This window comes from Prosthecobacter sp., assembly GCF_029946185.1.
In the GTDB taxonomy this organism is placed as follows: Bacteria; Verrucomicrobiota; Verrucomicrobiia; order Verrucomicrobiales; family Verrucomicrobiaceae; genus Prosthecobacter.
Map to the genome: position 1 here is coordinate 54,000 of NZ_JAQSEA010000042.1, position 18,355 is coordinate 72,354.

Below are 18,355 nucleotides of genomic sequence, written 5' to 3' on the forward strand. Positions count from 1 at the left end.
CCGACTCGTTACGGATAGCCTCCTTTTATGCCCGCCGCTAAACAGTCTCTGAGTTTTCGTGCTTTGAAATTGCCAGCCAAGAAGCGCATGCATTTGGCCACGTTATTGTTAGAAAGCATGGACCATGAACAGGGAGCCGACCCGTCTCTGCTAGCGGAATTAAAGAAGCGTTCAGCGGACTTGCACAGCGGCAAAGTGAAGGGACTCTCCACCGAGCAAGCATATAGCTTCTCGCTATGAGTTGATCCACCACCCTTCCGCAGCGACGGACTTTGATGCTGCACGCGAGTATTTTGAAAGCATTGATCCCGACCTCGCCAGAATCTTTCAGGCAGACTTCCGTTCAGCGCTGCAAGGGATCGCATCGGGCCATCTCACAAGCCACCTCTATGCCAGCGGTCATTCCGTGCGATGGGTGAAGCTGCGACGCTTCTCGCATAAGGTGTTCTTTGAAGCCGCAGGAGAAAACGTGCGATTCGTCTTGGCGGTAATGAGTGGAAAACGCCATCCCACTCGCATCCGTATGCTGCTCTCCAGACGCCAGAAGAACCCCTGATTTGCGACGGCACACCTGTGCCAGTTCGGCCTTCTCGCTGCGACAGGTATGCACTCGAAACTCACCCTCAAAACGTATCAAAAGAGCCCCAACCTCGACAAATGAGGCATAGCAGCCCATGCCAAGGCTGTGGCATGCTTCCAGCAAGAGAGTCAGAGAAACAACCCTTCTCCCAACCAACCATGTCCCCCGAAAAATTCACCGTCAAACTGCAGGAAGCCTTCAATGCCTCACAGTCCATCGCCACCCGACATGAACATCAGGAGCTGAAGCCCGCCCACCTTCTCCTCGCCCTGCTTGAGCAGGAAGGCGGCATCGCCACACCGCTGTTTGAAAAGTCAGCAGTCAATCCTGCCGCAGCCCAAGGCCTCAAAGCCAGCGTCGAAGCCCTCCTCGCCCGCCAGCCCAAGGTCAGCGGCGGCACCAGCGGCCTGCATCTCTCCAACGAGATGCGCGAACTCATGACCAAGGCCGAGGACGAGCAGAAAAAGCTCAAGGACGAATACCTCAGCGTCGAGCACGTCATCCTCGCCCTCTTCAAAACCAAGACCGAACTGTCCGACTCACTGAAACAGGCCGGTCTCACCTACGACACCGTTTCCAAAGCCCTCACCGCCGTGCGCGGCAGCCAGCGCGTGGTCGATCAAGACCCCGAAGGCAAATACCAGACCCTCGAAAAATACGGCACCGATCTCACCGCCCGCGCGAAGCAGGGCAAGATCGATCCCGTCATCGGCCGCGATGAAGAAATCCGCCGCGTCATGCAGGTGCTCAGCCGCCGCACCAAGAACAACCCCGTCCTCATCGGCGAACCCGGCGTCGGCAAGACCGCCATCGCCGAAGGCCTCGCACGCCGCATCGTCGCGGGGGACGTGCCCGATTCCCTCAAGGGCAAGAAGCTCATCAGCATGGATCTCGGCGGCATGATGGCCGGGGCCAAATTCCGTGGCGAATTCGAGGAGCGTCTCAAGGCCTTCCTCAAAGAAGTCACCTCCAGCGATGGCGAGATCATTCTCTTCATCGACGAACTCCACACCATCGTCGGCGCTGGCAAAGGCGAAGGCGCAATGGACGCAGGCAATTTGCTCAAACCCCAGCTCGCCCGTGGCGAACTGCGCTGCATCGGCGCAACCACCCTCGACGAATATCGCAAATACATCGAGAAAGACCCCGCGCTAGAGCGCCGCTTCCAGCCCGTGAAAGTCGGCGAACCGAGCGTGGAGGACACCATCGCCATCCTGCGCGGTTTGAAGGAGCGTTATGAAGTCCACCACGGCGTGCGCATTCAAGACGGTGCCATCATCGCCGCTGCAACCCTGAGCAATCGCTACATCACCGACCGCTTCCTGCCAGACAAGGCCATCGACCTCGTGGACGAAGCCGCCAGCCGCATCAAGATCGAACTCGACTCCATGCCCACGGAAATCGACGTCCTCGAGCGCCAGGTCATGCAGGGCGAGATGGAACGCCAGGCGCTGAAAAAGGAAAAAGACGCCGCCTCCAAAGCCCGCCTCGTCAAACTCGACAAGGAGATTGCCGATCTCAAAGAAAACTCCTCCGCCCTCAAAGCCCAGTGGATGAAGGAAAAAGAATCCGTCGATGCCGGCCGCAAGGTGAAAGAGGAAATCGACCGCCTGCGCACCGAGCAGGAGCAAGCCCAGCGCCGTGGCGACTTCGGTCGCGCCGGTGAAATCCAATACGGCCTCATCCCCGACCTCGAAAAGAAGCTCAGCGCCGCACCCGTCGAAGCCTCCCAGCCGCGTGAGGCTCATTCCTTGCTACGTGAAGAAGTCACCGAGGACGACATCGCCCGCGTCGTTGCCAATTGGACCGGCATCCCCGTCTCACGCCTCCAGGAAGGCGAGCGCTCAAAGCTCGTGAAAATGGAGGAACGCCTCAGCCAGCGCGTCATCGGCCAGAAGGATGCCATTCACGCCGTCAGTAATGCCGTGCGCCGTGCGCGTGCCGGCATTCAGGATGAGAACCGCCCCATCGGCAGCTTCCTCTTCCTCGGCCCCACCGGCGTCGGCAAGACCGAGCTCTGCAAAGCCCTCGCCGAATTTCTCTTCGACGACGACAGCGCCATGACCCGCATCGACATGAGCGAATACATGGAGAAGCACAGCGTCAGCCGTCTCATCGGTGCGCCTCCCGGCTACGTCGGTTACGAAGAAGGCGGCCAGCTCAGCGAAACCGTACGCCGCAAACCTTACAGCGTCGTGCTCTTCGATGAAGTGGAAAAAGCCCACCCCGATGTCTTCAATGTCCTGCTCCAGGTTCTCGACGACGGCCGCATCACCGACGGCCAGGGCCGCACGGTCGATTTCAAAAACACGGTCCTCATCATGACCAGCAACATCGGCAGCAACGCCATCCAGGACGTCAGCAATCCTGAGCAGCGCGATGCCCTCGTGCGCGACAGCCTCAAGCAGTTCTTCCGCCCCGAGTTCCTCAACCGCATCGACGAAATCGTCATCTTCGACCGCCTCGATGCCGGACAGCTCGATCAGATCGTCAAGATCCAGCTCCAGCGCGTCATCGACCGCCTCGCCAAACAAAACATCCACCTCACCGTCACCGACGAAACCACCCGCTATCTAGCCGACGCCGGCTTCGATCCCGTCTACGGTGCCCGCCCCCTCAAACGCGCCATCCAAAAACACCTCCTCGACCCGCTGTCACTGGCGGTGCTCGAAGGCGGTTTCAAAGACGGAGACTACATCACGGCGGAGATGAAGGCCGGAAAAGTGGAGTTTGTGAAGGCGTAGGCAAGACAGCTATTCATACCCGCAGAATAGACTGACTTCCTCGTCTTGAAGGCCAACGGCCTTCCGTATCACAGCGAAGGGTTGCCGAGCCTTGGCGAGGCAACCCTGGTACGGGTCGCATCCTTCCGGAAAGCAAAACCAAAACTTTCATCACACGCCGCATTCAGCAGCAGCGTTTCCCCGCCATCCCACAGCGATGAGGCAGTGTTCCCGCTCGCTCTAAAATTCACCCCGAACCCTGTCGGCGGCTGTTCATGTCAGTCATGAATGGCACTTGATTAAGGCGGGGTATCGCGGGGCATCCTTCGCATTGCCTCCTAGTTTTGAGCACCAAAGGTGCGACCTATCGCAGCCCAGGGCAAGCGAGCCTCGGCGAGCGCCGCCCTGGGTCTCTGCACCAGCAGCCAGGCAGCAAACCCAGCGCCTTCTTCACACACCGCGAGTGCCAGCAGCGTCTGCCCGTCACGCTGTTGCTGCCTGAGTGTCCCAGCACCCCAAAAAACCACGACACATGCCCTTAATCAAGTGCCAAGGAGATTCATCATCCTTGCCGCTTGCAGCAGACACGTTCCGAAGCAGCCCCGAAGACTATTCCTATCACATACGCCAGCAAGTCAGGGGCATTGAAGGTGGAACCAAGAACAAGCCGCCCAGGCAGGCTGCTGCGAAGCTGGTCGATCCAAGGAGCATGATACAATTGCGAAAACTCAATTCCCCACGCGAAGCCCAGAGCGATCAGCGAGATCCGCCATGTGGGCGCATGGCGAAAGAACAGCCCTGCCCCAAGAAAGACAGCCAGCGCCCACAGCGCATCACCCCCATACTTGGAGAAAAAAGGCGACAGGGGCAGGTAGCGGGATCTCCATAGCAGACCTGCGCCAAGAATCAGCACGAGCGCCCCAGTTTGTAAAAGCCGGTTACGCTGCATGGTTTCTGTCATGTGCATCAGTCTCGTTTAGCATGAACAGCCGCATGCCTCCCAGTCTCTACGAGGCTCGCTTCCTGCTCACCCGCTTCGGCTTCTCTGGCACCAGCGTCATCTGCGGCGTCACCTTGATGCCCATCCGTTTATAGTAATCGAGCATCTTCTCCGTGGCCACGCGGCCAGCTTCGAGCACGATTTTCGACATGTCCGACATTTCGCTCGGCGGAGCTTCTTGGAGGCTGGAGGAATCAAGCATGGCCGGGAGTTGGTCGATGGTGTGGGTGCTGCTGTCCGCGATTTTTTGCGGAGGCGGTGAGTGATTGTCCCACAAACCCCACTCGTCGGCAAGGGGCACATAATCCTCCATGAAGTGCTTCCGGCTCCGCGCAAATCGACGTCTCACATCCTCCTCCGGCACATGATGCCCGCCGATCTTCACTCGCAGAGCCACGCGCCCAACCGCCTGATCGCCAGAGCCAATAACGATGTAGTGCAGCAAGAAGCGGTAACCTTGCGCCTTCGCCTCCCGAATCATTGCCACATAGGTTTTGCCGCTCAGCGTCGATTCAATCGCAAAGCTCTTCTTCGCCGCGATCAAACCACGCGCCTCCTCAATAAGCAGCCGCCCCGCCTTGAAAGCAGTGAGGCTCGGGTCCAGCGGCGAGAGTCCCCGCGCAATCTCATCCGCATTGAGAAACCGCATGAGCCCAAGACGCGGCAGCAACTCCCGCGCGAGCGTGGTTTTGCCTGCCCCATTGCAGCCACCGAGAATGCAGAGTGTGGGTGTCATAAAACAATTAAAGCACCTCAGGCTTTGCTGTCATCAAAATCACTCGGACACAACCGCTTCACATCCTTCGTCAGCGGATTCTGATCCTTGCGCCCATGCACATACAGCGCTGTCCACTCCGCAAGCCGACGCCCGAGAATTCGACACGCCTCCTGTGTCTCCTCCTCACGCGGTGCCTTGGAAGCCACAGCCCCATAATGCAGCGTCATCTTCTTGCCTGAGTAATCCGTGACCCCAAAGACCAGAAATCCAAAGTTCATGAGCACCGTGAGAATCGACTGACACGCAAGCTCCATACCACCGCCCCAGCCACCCGCGCTGCTGAAAGCACACGCGATCTTGCCATCCACCTCCAGCCACTTGTCCGCCATCGTCTCATCCCAAAAGCGCTTCATCTTCCACGACAGAATCCCCATGTTCGTCGGACTGCCCACGGCCAGCCCATCACACCACACAACATCATCCGCAGTAGCCTCATCCACATGCCTCAACCGCACGTCAGTCTCCGACACCTGCCCCGCCCCTTCAGCCACAAATGCAGCCATTTTCGCAACATTGCCGCTGCGGGAGTCATAGAGGACGAGGATTTGGTTCATGGTGTTAGGAAAGAAAACTTTGTGTGCATCATGCCCCCAAATCCAGCTCATCCTCGCGCCGCAGCAGGCGTTTCATCATGACCTTGTGATCCCGCATGAAAGAGCGGGTGATCTGATAGTGCTCGGTGTCTTCGTAGGCAATGCGCTGGATGCCCTCGGCGGTGAATTGATAAATCCAGGCGTCGGGATAAGCCATGATGAGGGGTGAATGAGTGGCGATGATGAACTGGGAGAATTCATCAACAAGGTCATGCAGCCGAACGAGCATGGAGAGCTGGCGCTGGGGAGAAAGCGCGGCCTCCGGCTCGTCAAAGAGGTAGATGCCGTGGCCGTCGATGCGCTGGGTCAGCAGATTAAGAAACGATTCCCCGTGGGACTGGGCATGAAGGCTCTTTCCACCGTAGGAGTTCAACACGCCGCCGCAGAAAGGTGTGGCTTCGAGTTCATCGAGCTCAGTGGCCCAGTTGTAAAAACTCTCAGCACGCAGGAAGAAGCCGTCCATCGGACGATTGCTGGTGCGGGACAAACTGATGTGAGGAGTCAACGGCGACGTGTAATCGTGCTTGTACAGGCTCTGCACACGGCTGCCACCTGCGGCACGAAAGCCGAGCTTTTCGGCGATAGATTCGAGCAGCGTCGATTTCCCGGAGCCATTCTCTCCAACGAAGAAGGTGACTTTGGGATGCAGTTCCAGCGTCTTGAGCTGGCGGATGGCGGGCACTGAAAACGGATGCACATTCCAGTCGGCAACGGCTGCGCGGTCCAGTGTGAGGGAATGGAGAAAATGCCGGATCATGGCGTCGCAAGTGCTCGAAGATATTCCAATTGCAGCGCAGGAGCCGCCTGGTTTGCATGGCATGGCAGCACTCCCTCAAGCGGCAGCTCAAGCGCACGATGAATGCTACGCCGAGCTTCCGCATTGTCTTGATTGAGATACGCCGGAGCGATCTGTGGCCCGAGCCCAAAAGTGGCAAACAAATCTCCGCTGAAAAGCAGCCGATGCCTGGCAGAATAATAGCCGCAGTGTCCATGCGTATGACCAGGCAGCGCCACCACGCGAAGGCCATCCCACACTGGAATTTCGTCTCCATCATTGAGCAAACGATCCGGCCTAAACGCAGGCTGGCGCAGCAGCCGTCGCCCCACCCATTCCGCCACACCTGCGACACGTCCGAGTCCGCTGTAACACGCGCGCCCCTCATAATGCTCCAGATCGCGCTCCGGTCCGGCAATCCAGGCTCCGTGGCGTGCGGCCAGCGCAGGCGCATTCCTGACATGATCCAGATGACCATGCGTGAGCAGGATGCCACGGATCGGCAGTGCATCCCAGCCACGCACCAGCAAGGCCGCGTGCAGCGCACGCTTGCCGCCTATGAAGCCGGTGTCGATGAGATACAGCGACTCGCCATCCCGCAGGACGAAAAATTGCACAATGAGCGTGCGGACAATGAGCAGATCAGGCGGCATGCAGGCTCGCGCAGGCTAAACAAATGCATTTCATGAAGCAACCCGCGAGTTCCCACGTTTGATGGAATCCATGAAATCGCTTTTCATTCTCGCTCTGGTTCTCTTCGGCACCTTCGCCCCCGCCGCAGACAAGCCCAACATCATCTACATCCTAGCCGATGACATGGGCTACGGTGACGCAGGCTGCTTCGGGCAGAAAACACTCACCACGCCCAACCTCGACAAGATGGCAGCCGAGGGCATGAAATTCACCCGGCACTACGCAGGCTGCACCGTGTGCGCGCCATCGCGCTGCGTCCTCATGACCGGCCTGCACACGGGCCATTGCCGCGTGCGTGGCAATGGCGAAGGACACATCCCCGATGAGGATCTCACCGTTCCCAAGCTGCTGAAGACCGCAGGCTACCACACCGCCTGCATCGGCAAATACGGCCTCGGCAAACCGCTGCCCCTCGATGATCCACAGCGCAAAGGCTTCGATGAATTCTTCGGCTACACAGGCACCAGCCACGCACATAACTTTTTCTCGAAAGCGATCATTCGAAACGGCAAGATCGTGGATCTCCCAAACACCGTCATCCCCGGCACAGCCAAAGACGCCCATGACTATTCCGACAGCGATCTCGTCGGCACAGGCGTGGCACCGCTGGACGGCCGCAAAGCCTGGGTACCACAGCTCATCGCAGACGATGTACAGCGCTACCTCGGCGAGCGCGCCAAAGCCAAGGAACCCTTCTTCCTCTACTACGCCTTCAACATCCCCCACGCCAACAACGAGGCCGGCAAGAACTCGCCACTAGGCCACGGCATGGAGTCCCCAGACTACGGCGAATTCAAAGACAAAGACTGGCCGGACGCCGAGAAGGGCTTCGCACAATTCATGCGCTTCCTCGACAACGAAGTCGGCAAGGTTTTGTCCCGTCTCAAAGAACTCGGCCTCGCCGAAAACACACTCGTCATGTTCTCCAGCGACAACGGCCCGCATCAGGAGGGCGGGCATCAAAGCGACTTCTTCAACAGCAACGGCGACTTCAAAGGCATCAAACGCGACATGACAGACGGCGGCATCCGCGAGCCCTTCATCGCATGGTGGCCCGGCAAGATCAAAGCGGGCGCGGTGAGCGAGCACGTCAGCGGTTTTCAAGATCTACTGCCCACGCTGGCGGAACTCAGCAGCACCAAGCTCACCACCGAGACAGACGGCATCTCATTCCTCCCCACCCTGCTCGGCCAGACAGGCCAGCAGCAGCACTCGCACCTCTACTGGGCCTTCGATGAACAAGGCGGCAAACTCGCCGTGCTGAAGTGGCCCTGGAAACTGATCCATCTCAACACCGGCGCTGCACCCAAGAACGGCAAAGCAAAGGCCAAGCTCAAACCTCTCGAAAAACTCCTCTACAATCTCGAAACCGACATCGGCGAAGAAAAGAATCTCGCCGCCGAAAATCCGCAAATCGTCGCAGAGCTTGAGCATCTCATGCAATCCTCATGGCGCGCGCCAAAATAAACGGCCTTTGCGATCAGGTCCCCAGTCAAAAGCTCCCGGAGGGAGCAGAGAAATTAGCCGGTGGTGAAGCGAGGCTGGCCGAACGAGAACCACCGGACCACGCCCCTGATTAAACTCACGCTGAAAGCCGCATACCGAAGGTATGCGAGAAGCCTCCAGCCACCCATCGTTCACGAGGAGCACGCCCATGCCTCACGCATACCTCCGGCACACAGCCTTGAGCAAAATGCATGCCCTGCGCGGTCCGGCCATCACCTCTCATGCCCCACAGTTCCTCCGTAAAGCCCCGCGCAGCATGCCAAATCCCCCGAGCACAAACAGCAGCGGAAACCAGATGGAATACAGCGCCGCACGCGAGCCGTGCTCCAGCACCGCCTCATCCGCTGCCGCCGGATTCACCCAGCAGACCTGAGCCGATCCGGTGGGATACTGCTCCTGTCTCTGCAGCGCATCATCGAAATGCAGCGTCGGTGCCCGCTCCACCTGGCGGATGCGTGTGCTGCTGAGCTTGATCCCATTCACCTCATATTCGTAGCGCACCTCCACCCGGTGCGCGGGGTTTGAATGCGGCGTGGGTCGCTCGCTCTTGATGCGGGAGGAAACGATGCGGCAGGGCACCTGCGACCAGTTCCGCGTAGTCTGCGCCTTCTCATACGACAGCCACATCCGCCACGCAAAGAACGATCCTGCCGCGATGAGGAAGACCCCCATCGTGCAAAGCCACCAGCGGCCTGATTGAGATGCAAATTGATTCTGCGACATGCGTTCGGGAAGCAGGCTTTGACTCCGCTTCACGCGTGTTCCATACAGAGATGTATTCATCTCGCAAATTCCTCATGTCCGAACCCACCCCCATCTCGATACGTCCGCCACGCTGGCTGCTAAAGCCCGTCGTGGAAGGCGCTGCCGAGCTGGCGGCAGACATGGGGCTGTCCTCTCTCATGGCGCAGCTTCTCGTGCAGCGCGGCCTCACCACCGTGGAAATGGTGCGTGATTTCCTCGTGCCCAAGCTCGCCACGCTCGGAGACCCTACCGTGCTTCCGGAGATGAAGCCCGCCGTGGCGCGCATCCTGCGCGCTGTCGATGAAAAGCAGAGCGTCGTGCTCTACGGCGACTACGATGTGGACGGCGTCACGTCGATGGCCCTGATGTACCTCATCTTGAAGGCCTACGGACTCGAAACTCATCTCTTCCTGCCCACTCGCATGGAGGAAGGCTACGGCCTCAGCCTCGATGGCATCGCCAAGTGCTACGAGCAGTTCGGCAAACCACACCTATTCATCGCCCTCGACTGTGGCACCACCTCACTCAAAGAAGTGGCCAAACTGCGCGCCGATGGCGTGGACTGCGTCATCATCGACCACCACGAGCTCTCCCCCCAGGGCCGCCCCGACTGCCTCGCCCTGGTGAATCCAAAGCTCGGCAAAGACTACCACTACTTCTGCACCGCCGGACTCGTGTTCAAAGTCTCACACGCGCTCCTGAAAACGCGCATGATCGAAACCTACGATCTCAAGGAGACCCTCGATCTCGTCGCACTCGGTACCGTGGCAGATCTCGTGCCGCTCATCGATGAAAACCGCCTTCTGGTGCGCCGCGGCCTCGAAGCCCTCGCTCAAACCCCACGCCATGGCCTGAAAGCGTTGAAGGCGATCGCCGGTGTGGAGGGCCTGGTGCAGACCCATCACGTCGGCTTCCGCCTCGGCCCCCGCTTGAATGCCGCAGGCCGTCTCGACACTGCCGCAACGGCGCTCCAGCTTTTGCTAGCAACAGATGCAGTCAAAGGCGCGGCCCTTGCCGAACTCCTCGAAGCCCACAACAAGGATCGTCAAAACGTGGAGCAGCAGGTCCACATCGAGGCCGAGGCCATGCTCGCAAACATCGGCGAAATCGACAAAGTTTCCGCCATCGTACTCGCCTCGCGCAAATGGCATCCCGGCGTCATCGGCATCGTCGCCTCACGCATCTCGCGCCTGTGCCACCGCCCCACGATTCTCGTGTCCATCAATGAAGAGGGCATCGGCAAAGGCAGCGGACGCAGCATCCCCGGTTTCTCCCTCGTCGAAGCCATCGACATCTGCCGCGATCACCTGCTTGGCGGCGGTGGCCACGCCATGGCTGCCGGCATTTCCGTTCACGAAGACAAGATCGACTCCTTCCGCACAGCGTTTCAGGCGGCCGCACGCGAGGCCCTGAGCAAGGAGGCCATGACCGCCGTCCTGGAACTCGATGCCGAGGTCAAGCTGCGCGATCTCTCCCTGAGCTTCTTCGAAAGCTACAAGCTGCTGGAGCCTTTCGGTCAAAAAAACCCGGAGCCCCTGTTTCTCTGTCGCAATGTGCGGCCCAAGCTCCCGGGCCGTACGATGAAAGAAAAACATCTGCGCATCATCCTCACGCAGGAGGGCGCCTCCATGGAGGCCCGCTGGTTCAATGCCCCCATCGGCAATCTCCCCCCCGCCCCATGGGACGTCGCCATGCGCATCCAGCGCGGTTGGTTCCGCGGCACAGAGCAGTGGCAGCTCACGCTTGAATCCGTGCGCTCAGCTGAATCACCTCACTAAGGGTGAAACCGGTAGTGCCCGGTCAGCGGAAACTCAAACAGACGGTTCTCCTGCTTGGGCCCCTGGCCGATGTTGTGCACGATCCACGGCGTTCCACCACCATCCGCAGCCGGTACCACGATGCCAATGTGCGGCAGCCTGCCCGCAACCGTGCACGTGATGAGATCGCCCGGCAGATAATCCGCCGCCTGTTGCGTCACAGGCAGAGATGCACCCCTCCGTTTAAAAAAGGTCTGCAAATTCGGCACCCGTCGGTGATCAATGTTTTTGTCCGTTGACTTCAGCCCCCACGCCTTCGGATACGCGGAAAAGGCACGCTTCATGTCTTCATGCACCAGCTTTTGCAGATCAATGCCCAGCGCCCGGTAGCTGCGGATGACTTCATCCGTACACACACCCGTATCAGCAGGCACATCGCCATTCGGATAATCCAGCACCACATAGGCGGGTTCATAGCGCACCGTTTGCGTCACCCGTTCCAGCGCCGCCTGCACCAGCCGCTCCGCAAAGGACGGCGGGGCGGTCTGCGCCTGGCAAGCGAGGACACAGGCGAAAAGCAGAAAGCTACAGCGAAAGAGGTCAGTCATGCTGCACTTCGACACCCCCGATGAACGTACGTTGAACCTCCAGCCGCCGATTCAGCACCAGCACATCCGCCAGCTTCCCCTTCTCCAGACTGCCACACGTTTTGCCCATGCCAGTCCGCTCAGCAGGCGTCAGACTCGCCATGCGCACCGCATCAGGCAGCGTGGCCGAGGTGCTTTTCTTCATGTGCCGCACCATGTGGTCCAGCCCCATCACCGAGCTCGCCAGCCCCTGCCCCGGCACAAATCCCACCTTGCCATCGCTTTCAAACCAGGAGCCGTCATCCTCCGAACCAAACCGGTAGCGCCCCGGCGGCATGTCCATCGCACGGTTGCAGTCCGTCACCAGACACAATCTCTTCGCACCCTTCATCCGGAACGCAAAATCCAGCAACTCCGGCGCGAGGTGCATCCCATCAGCGATCACCTCCGTGCTCATTTCCGCATTCGCGAGGACGAACTGCTCCATGCTCGCCTGCATCGGCGTGCCAAATCGCGTGCGCAGTGAGGCCACCGAGCTCATCGCACACCAGAAGTGATCCACGTGCCGCATCCCCGCCTTGAAGGCGCTTGCCATCTCCGCCCAGTTCGCATTCGAGTGGCCGCAGGTGATGAGGCAGCGCTGCTTGCGCGCCATTTGGTAAAATTCATCCGCACCCGGCAGTTCCGCCGCACACGTGGCGATGCGTACCAGATCATCACGAAACCACCGCGCATATTCCTCCGCATCCGGTGCACGCCGCCCTCCACGCGAGTGGCAGCCCACCTTGTCAGCAGCGAAATACGGCCCGTAAAGATGCACCCCGGCAATGCGTGATCCATGCGCCGCCACCCAGCTCCGTTTGACCTCACGGCAGGCAATGAGCATGGCCATGATCTGTACCGGCGCACCCGTCGTGGTGGTTGGAAAAATCGTCGTGGTGCCATGCAGCGCATGCGCCTTCAAGGCCGTACGCACCGCCGGCACGGTGCCGTCCATAAAATCCGCCCCGGCCCCGCCATGCACGTGAATGTCGATAAACCCAGGGCAGATATATCCACCCTTGGCATCAATCACGACCGCGTTCTTCGGCACCTCGGCCAGTTTGCCAACCTCTTTGATCTTCCCACGTTCACACAGCACCGCCCCTCCCTCGATCAACCTGTCCGGCAAAATCAGCGTGCCGTTTTGAATGAGAATCGGCGGAGCGGCAGGTGTTTTCATAGCAGCGTGAGCGGATTGACGCGGGTTTCCAGCGGGATGGTCACACGCTGGCCCTTGAGCCGATGCGATTCAAAGACCGCGCTGACCATCTCGATCGTCTCACGCCCCTGCTCCGCATCGATCAACGGCGCGCGATTTTCGCGAATGGCGGCGATCAGATCGAGTCCCGCCGTTTCATGGCTCCCCACCTGAGCACCCAGCTTGGGAATGGGCTCGGGCTTGTTGACCCCGCCCGTGGTGATGGGTTGCCACTGGCGCGCCTCCTTGATCGCAGGATTGAACGGACTGCCCGCACACAGGTGCGCCACTGGCTCCTTATCAATGCGGAAATCAATGATCCCCTTCGTGCCAATGATCTGCAGCCCAAAGCCAGCTTCTTTGACACCGGCATTCTGCACCGAGTCAAAGAACATGGGCACACCATTCGCCAGCTCAAACCTTGCGTGCACCTCATTCCCCGCCAGCGCACTGATGCCTTCATCTCCCGCCTTCACATCCGCCTTCGTGATCGGTTTGCCATCCTGCATCACGGTGGCGCTACAGGACTTGGGTGCTCCGCCGAAGTAAGTCGCGAGGTTGAAAAGATGCGTGCCCAGCACCCACAGATCCAGCGAGCCCCCACGCGCATCCTCCTTGCCCCGTCCACGCATTTCCAGCACCCGGCCAATCACGCCCTCCTCAATCAGCTTGGCGATCACCGGCAGCACCGGATGGTATCGATTGCGATGCGCGATGGCTATCTTCGTTCCCGCCTTCTCAGCGGCGGCGATCACTTCATCAGCTTCGGCCAGGCTCCGACAAAAAGGTTTCTCAATGTAGATGCCCCGCGCCCCGGCCTGAATCGCCGCCAGCAGCATGTCCCGGTGCTGGTCAATGTGACGCGGACCGATGGCGACGATGTCCGGCTTCACCTCCGCCAGCATCGCGTGGTAGTCCGCGAAGCCCTTCCCCACTCCCAGCTTCTTCAGCTCCGCTTTGAGCCCCTTGTCATCCGCATCAGCCACAGCCACAATTTCCACAGCGGGAATTTTGAGCCACATAGTGTCCAGACCATGCCCAAAGTTGCCACGCCCCGTGTGGCCGATAACGGCCACGCGAAGTTTGGACTCAGCCGCAGCAGCAAAGCTGGTAGCGGCTAAAACAGCGGGCAGGGAGGCGAGCAGGTGGCGGCGGTTCATGGGTGACCAGAACGTCACCGCCCTGCCCAAACAAGCAATCAGATCGTTTTTGCAGCATTTCACCGCCCCCCATGCGAATCACACTTTGCCATTCCGAACCCACCTTTTGAGTTTGTTTGTGTCAAATTGTGTCTATTCATCCCACGCGTCCGCTCCCAACCGCGCAGAGGACATTCCCAACCCCATGTCAGATACCCATGAGCATGCCGCTGGCGACTCCGTGCCGGAGTTGAAGCAGCGTATTCGAGAATTAGAAGGCATGCTGCATGCCTGCCGCCTCCGCCTGCCCAATGCACCGGCGGACGCGGTGCGCGAACTGGCGGAAAGTGAGGAACGTTTTGCTCTCGCAGTCCGTGGCACCAATGACGGCATCTGGGACTGGGACATCCGCACCAACAAGGTGTTTTTCTCCCCGCCATGGAAGAGCATGATCGGCTACGAGGACGATGAACTCGAAAACGTCTTCGCCACCTTCGAAACTCACGTGCATCCCGAAGATCACGAGCGGGTGATGTCCATCCTCAATGATTACCTGGCAGGCGGCATCCCACGCTATTCCGTGGAGTTCCGCTTCCGCCACAAGGACGACACCTGGCGCTGGATTCTCGCACGCGGCCGCGCCTTGTTTGATGACCAGGGCAAGCCCTACCGCATGGCCGGCTCCCACACAGATGTGACCGAGCGCAAGCAGGCCGAGGAAGAGCTGCGTCAGGCTCGTCGGGCCGCCGACGCCGCCAACAGCGCCAAGAGCGCCTTCCTGGCAAACATGAGCCATGAAATCCGCACGCCCATGAACGGCGTCATCGGCATGAGTGAACTGCTGCTCGGCACGGACCTCGGCCAGACCCAGCGCGAATACCTGGAAATGCTCAAGCTCTCCGCAGACTCGCTGCTGGAGCTTCTCAATGACATCCTCGACTTCTCCAAAATCGAGGCAGGCAGAATGGAACTCGACGCACACGAGTTTGATCTGAGCGAGGTCGTCACAGAGATCTCACAGGCCATGGGCATCCGCGCCTTTCAGAAACGGCTCGTGTTCCTGCATCACATCAGCCCGGACGTGCCGCTGCGCCTCATCGGCGATGACGGTCGCCTGCGGCAGATCCTGGTCAATCTCATCGGCAACGCCATCAAGTTCACCCACAAGGGCGGCGTCACCATCGAGGTCAGCCTTGAAGCCGAGACCGCAGACCGGGTCACCCTTCATTTCAAAATCAACGATACCGGCATCGGCATTGCCGCAGACATGCGGGAAAGCATCTTTGCCGCCTTCACTCAGGCGGAGACCTCCACCTCACGCCGCTACGGTGGCACGGGCCTCGGCCTCGCCATCTGCCATGATCTCGTCGCGCTCATGCAGGGCCGCATCTGGGTGGAGAGCCAGCCCGGCACCGGCAGCGTCTTCCACTTCACCGCCGCCTTTGGGCGTGCCACCGGCACTTCGCTCAAGTCCAGGAAGCCACGCATCAAGCCCGTCGTCACCGTCCATTCTTCGATGAAGGTCCTCATCGTCGAAGACGGCCACGTCAGCCAGCTCGTCGGCGCACGCATGCTGGAAAAGCGCGGCCACGTCGTTACCCTCGCCTCCAACGGCAGGGAGGCCCTTGAACGCTGCGGCAAAGAGACCTTCGACGCCATTTTGATGGATGTTCACATGCCCGGCATCAATGGCTACGAAGCCACCGCCAAAATCCGTCAGACCGAGCAGGCCACCGGCAGGCATGTCCCCATCATCGCCATGACGGCCAATGCCATGAAAGGCGACCGTGAAAAGTGCCTCGCCTCAGGCATGGATGACTACATCGCCAAACCCCTGCGCTCCGCTGAGTTGTTCCATGTCGTGGAGCAGTTTGCAAAACGTTCGGCCACCCCGGAGCCTGCCCTGGCATCCCCGACATCATCAGCGCCCACGCCCCCCTTCGACCTGGCCGAATTCCGTGAGTCCACCGGCGACGAAAAACTCATGCTCAAACTCGTGGGCATCTTCTCCGAAGATTCGCAAAAATACCTGCGCAAAGCTGAAAAAGCGCTCGCCGCCGGCAAAGCCAGGCCGCTCTATGAAGCCGCACACTCGCTCAAGGGCATGCTTGGCGTCTATGCCGCCAGACAGGCTTTGGAAATTGTCTCCAAGCTCTGCGACGACGCCCATGCCGGAGACTTAAAGGACGCACAGCTCATGCTGGACCAGTTGAAAAAGGAATGCGCCCTGCTGGGAGATGCCCTGGTGGTATCATTCGCGCCCGGTATTTGAATCACCGGTACTCAATCATGCCATCATAACCATGCACGAGATGGATCGGATGCCCGACCTCGTTCAAAATCTGGCGCGTGAGATTCAGCTTGGCCTGCAGCGCAGCATCATCGTGATCCGGATCGTGATGCACCACGATCCATCTTTTAGCACCCACCAGCTTGGTCATGGCACAGGCCGTGGCGAGATTGGAATGCCCCCAGCCAATGCGCTTCGGATAATCCGTCGGCAGGTACTGCGCTTCATGCACCAGCAAGTCCACCCCGTCCAGGAAGGCCAGCAGCGGCTCATAGGGCACCACCAGATCTGAGTCTCGCGTCAGTTGCACCGGAGAACCCGTGTAGCCTTGGAGAAATTCATTGTCCGGCACAAAGGCCACGCTCCAGCCATCATGCGTCACCTTGAAACCCACCGTCGCCCCGGGATGCTGGGTGAATTCGCGGGTCACCGTCACATCACCAATTTTCACCGGTGCATCATCCAGAAACACGAAGTTGATCTTGGCCCGCAGGTCCTCGCGCTGAATCGGGAAATAATCGCGGTCCATCTGGCCGCACAGCAGCGACTCAATGTTCTTACCAAAACCACGCTCGCCATACACCGTGATTTCAAAGCCCGGCACGTAGATCGGCGTGAAAAAGGGGAACCCTTGAATGTGATCCCAGTGCGTATGCGTGATAAACAGGTGGATGTGGCACGGCCCACCCGCCAGAAACGACTGACCCGCATCCCGCAACCCGGAGCCCGCGTCAATCATGATGCGGTCCTTCCCGCTGTTGTATTCAAAGCACGTCGTGTTGCCCCCATGCTGCGCATAGCGCGCGCCGCAGACGGGGATCGACCCCCGCGTGCCCCACAGTTTCACATGCGGGCGCTTGGTATCCAGCAACGGCGCATACTGTTCCGTCGCCACCGGCAGGTGATCGCGGTGCGTGATCCCCTTGGTTGTTGACGCGTCATGAAAATACTGGCGCAGTTTCTCCAGCAAAAGCTCAGGGTCGAACGGCTTGATCAGCACATCCACCGGCCCAGTCTGCTGGATGTGCTTGAGCTCCGTCGAATAATCCTTCGCCGTGCAGACAATCACCGGCATGTGCTGCGTCGATTGCTGCGCCCGCAGATGCCGCAGCACCTCAAGCCCGTTCATCTTCGGCATGATCAGGTCCAGCACCAGAAGGTCCGGCTTGAAGGCCTCCATTTGCTCAAGGCATTCCTCGCCGTCCTCTGCCACGCAGACGATGTAACCATTCGTTTCAAGCGCATGCGACAGCCGCATCGAAAGTGCACGCACATCTTCGGCCAGCAGGATTTTTTTGGGTGGGGTTGGAGTCGCCATATCGTACCTCTGTCTCTCAAATACGCGCAGCAGCAGGGGTCGGGCTGGCGGGATTCCAACCCACGACCACATCGTTCCAAACGAAGCGCTCAATCAGGCAGAGCCACAGCCCGCTTGGTCGTTGCTGCCTTCCTGTGGGCGGAGCAAGATTTGTAGCTTCACAAGGGAACGACGCAAGCTGGAAGATGCCCGGCTCAGGATTCAACAGGACCGGTGATTGATTGATCAGCAGACCTTTTGAGCGGTTATTTTCGGCTCTTGCTGGTCAGGCTAGGCAAAGCGCCCATGCACGAGGTGACAACAACAACATGCAAAAATGCTTTGCAGCCGTCACACCCGCGCTATCTTAAAGGCTGAACGGCTCACGTAATTTACCCCGAAACGCAAGTTTTGGGGTAACCCATGCGAGTGTCCGACCTCAAACCAACCAACCTAATACCAAACTAATCAGACTATGAAATTGAACGCATTGCTGAAAACGCTGGGGTTCTTGGCTCTGGCCGCCACTCCCGTTGTGGCCGGACCATCCGCCCCTGTTAAGAACCCAATCGCTCCTGCTCCAGTGAACGATGACCTCGGCATCACCGCCTCCATCGGTTACGACTCCAACTACGTGTGGCGTGGCATCAACT

14 protein-coding genes and 1 tRNA gene are annotated in these 18,355 nt (G+C 59.4%); 4 read left to right on the forward strand and 11 right to left on the reverse strand.

The genetic code is table 11. From position 1 onward, the window contains the following. Positions 1 to 738 precede the first annotated feature (738 nt). The gene (gene clpB / locus PSV43_RS02415; RefSeq protein ID WP_300193358.1) at positions 739 to 3,324 is read left to right on the forward strand and encodes an ATP-dependent chaperone ClpB; all 2,586 of its coding nucleotides are present in this window, start codon (positions 739 to 741) and stop codon (positions 3,322 to 3,324) included. Positions 3,325 to 3,865: 541 nt separating this feature from the next. On the opposite strand, the gene PSV43_RS02420 is transcribed toward clpB, so the two are convergent. The 5 genes from PSV43_RS02420 to PSV43_RS02440 are packed head-to-tail and all read right to left on the reverse strand — an operon-like array spanning position 3,866 to position 7,102. Beyond that, positions 3,866 to 4,264, reverse strand: a complete 399-nt coding sequence (locus tag PSV43_RS02420; protein ID WP_300193360.1) for a DUF2809 domain-containing protein — start codon at positions 4,262 to 4,264, stop codon at positions 3,866 to 3,868. A gap of 46 nt (positions 4,265 to 4,310) precedes the next feature. After that, positions 4,311 to 5,039, reverse strand: a complete 729-nt coding sequence (locus tag PSV43_RS02425) for an AAA family ATPase (RefSeq protein WP_300193362.1) — start codon at positions 5,037 to 5,039, stop codon at positions 4,311 to 4,313. Between the two features lie 17 nt (positions 5,040 to 5,056). Beyond that, positions 5,057 to 5,635 (reverse strand): flavodoxin domain-containing protein, encoded by a 579-nt coding sequence (locus tag PSV43_RS02430; RefSeq protein ID WP_300193365.1) that lies wholly within the window; start codon positions 5,633 to 5,635, stop codon positions 5,057 to 5,059. Between the two features lie 28 nt (positions 5,636 to 5,663). Beyond that, positions 5,664 to 6,431 carry an AAA family ATPase gene (locus PSV43_RS02435; RefSeq protein ID WP_300193368.1) on the reverse strand — a complete coding sequence of 256 codons (768 nt, stop codon included), beginning with the start codon at positions 6,429 to 6,431 and terminating at the stop codon, positions 5,664 to 5,666. Beyond that, on the reverse strand, positions 6,428 to 7,102 hold the full coding sequence (locus PSV43_RS02440; protein ID WP_300193370.1) for an MBL fold metallo-hydrolase: 675 nt from the start codon (positions 7,100 to 7,102) through the stop codon (positions 6,428 to 6,430). The genes PSV43_RS02435 and PSV43_RS02440 overlap by 4 nt, the downstream gene beginning before the upstream one ends. Positions 7,103 to 7,172: 70 nt before the next feature. On the opposite strand from PSV43_RS02440, the gene PSV43_RS02445 reads away from it, so the two are divergent. Then, on the forward strand, positions 7,173 to 8,609 hold the full coding sequence (locus PSV43_RS02445) for an arylsulfatase (protein ID WP_300193372.1): 1,437 nt from the start codon (positions 7,173 to 7,175) through the stop codon (positions 8,607 to 8,609). A gap of 258 nt (positions 8,610 to 8,867) precedes the next feature. On the opposite strand, the gene PSV43_RS02450 is transcribed toward PSV43_RS02445, so the two are convergent. Next, positions 8,868 to 9,431, reverse strand: coding sequence for a DUF3592 domain-containing protein (locus PSV43_RS02450; protein WP_300193376.1), 564 nt, complete (start codon positions 9,429 to 9,431; stop codon positions 8,868 to 8,870). Between the two features lie 14 nt (positions 9,432 to 9,445). On the opposite strand from PSV43_RS02450, the gene recJ reads away from it, so the two are divergent. Continuing rightward, entirely contained in the window at positions 9,446 to 11,170 is a 1,725-nt protein-coding gene (gene recJ / locus PSV43_RS02455) for a single-stranded-DNA-specific exonuclease RecJ (protein WP_300193379.1), read from the forward strand. Here the strand turns inward: recJ and PSV43_RS02460 are convergent. From PSV43_RS02460 to PSV43_RS02470, 3 genes are read right to left on the reverse strand one after another with little or no spacing between them, the layout of a single operon-like run. Beyond that, positions 11,167 to 11,757: a DUF1287 domain-containing protein gene (locus PSV43_RS02460; RefSeq protein WP_300193381.1), complete on the reverse strand. Its 591-nt coding sequence runs from the start codon at positions 11,755 to 11,757 to the stop codon at positions 11,167 to 11,169. The two genes, recJ and PSV43_RS02460, sit on opposite strands and share 4 nt — an antisense overlap. Then, the gene (locus tag PSV43_RS02465; RefSeq protein WP_300193384.1) at positions 11,750 to 12,958 is read right to left on the reverse strand and encodes an amidohydrolase family protein; all 1,209 of its coding nucleotides are present in this window, start codon (positions 12,956 to 12,958) and stop codon (positions 11,750 to 11,752) included. Before PSV43_RS02465 ends, PSV43_RS02460 begins: the two co-directional genes overlap by 8 nt. Beyond that, entirely contained in the window at positions 12,955 to 14,136 is a 1,182-nt protein-coding gene (locus PSV43_RS02470) for a Gfo/Idh/MocA family oxidoreductase (protein ID WP_300193387.1), read from the reverse strand. The genes PSV43_RS02465 and PSV43_RS02470 overlap by 4 nt, the downstream gene beginning before the upstream one ends. A gap of 184 nt (positions 14,137 to 14,320) precedes the next feature. On the opposite strand from PSV43_RS02470, the gene PSV43_RS02475 reads away from it, so the two are divergent. Next, complete coding sequence (locus PSV43_RS02475; RefSeq protein WP_300193390.1) at positions 14,321 to 16,387, forward strand: ATP-binding protein; 2,067 nt, start codon at positions 14,321 to 14,323, stop codon at positions 16,385 to 16,387. Between the two features lies 1 nt (position 16,388). Here PSV43_RS02475 and PSV43_RS02480 read toward each other — a convergent pair whose 3' ends face one another. Further along, entirely contained in the window at positions 16,389 to 17,723 is a 1,335-nt protein-coding gene (locus PSV43_RS02480; protein ID WP_300193393.1) for a response regulator, read from the reverse strand. A 39-nt stretch (positions 17,724 to 17,762) separates the two neighbouring features. Next, positions 17,763 to 17,836, reverse strand: a tRNA-Pro gene (locus tag PSV43_RS02485). Between the last annotated feature and the right edge of the window lie 519 nt (positions 17,837 to 18,355).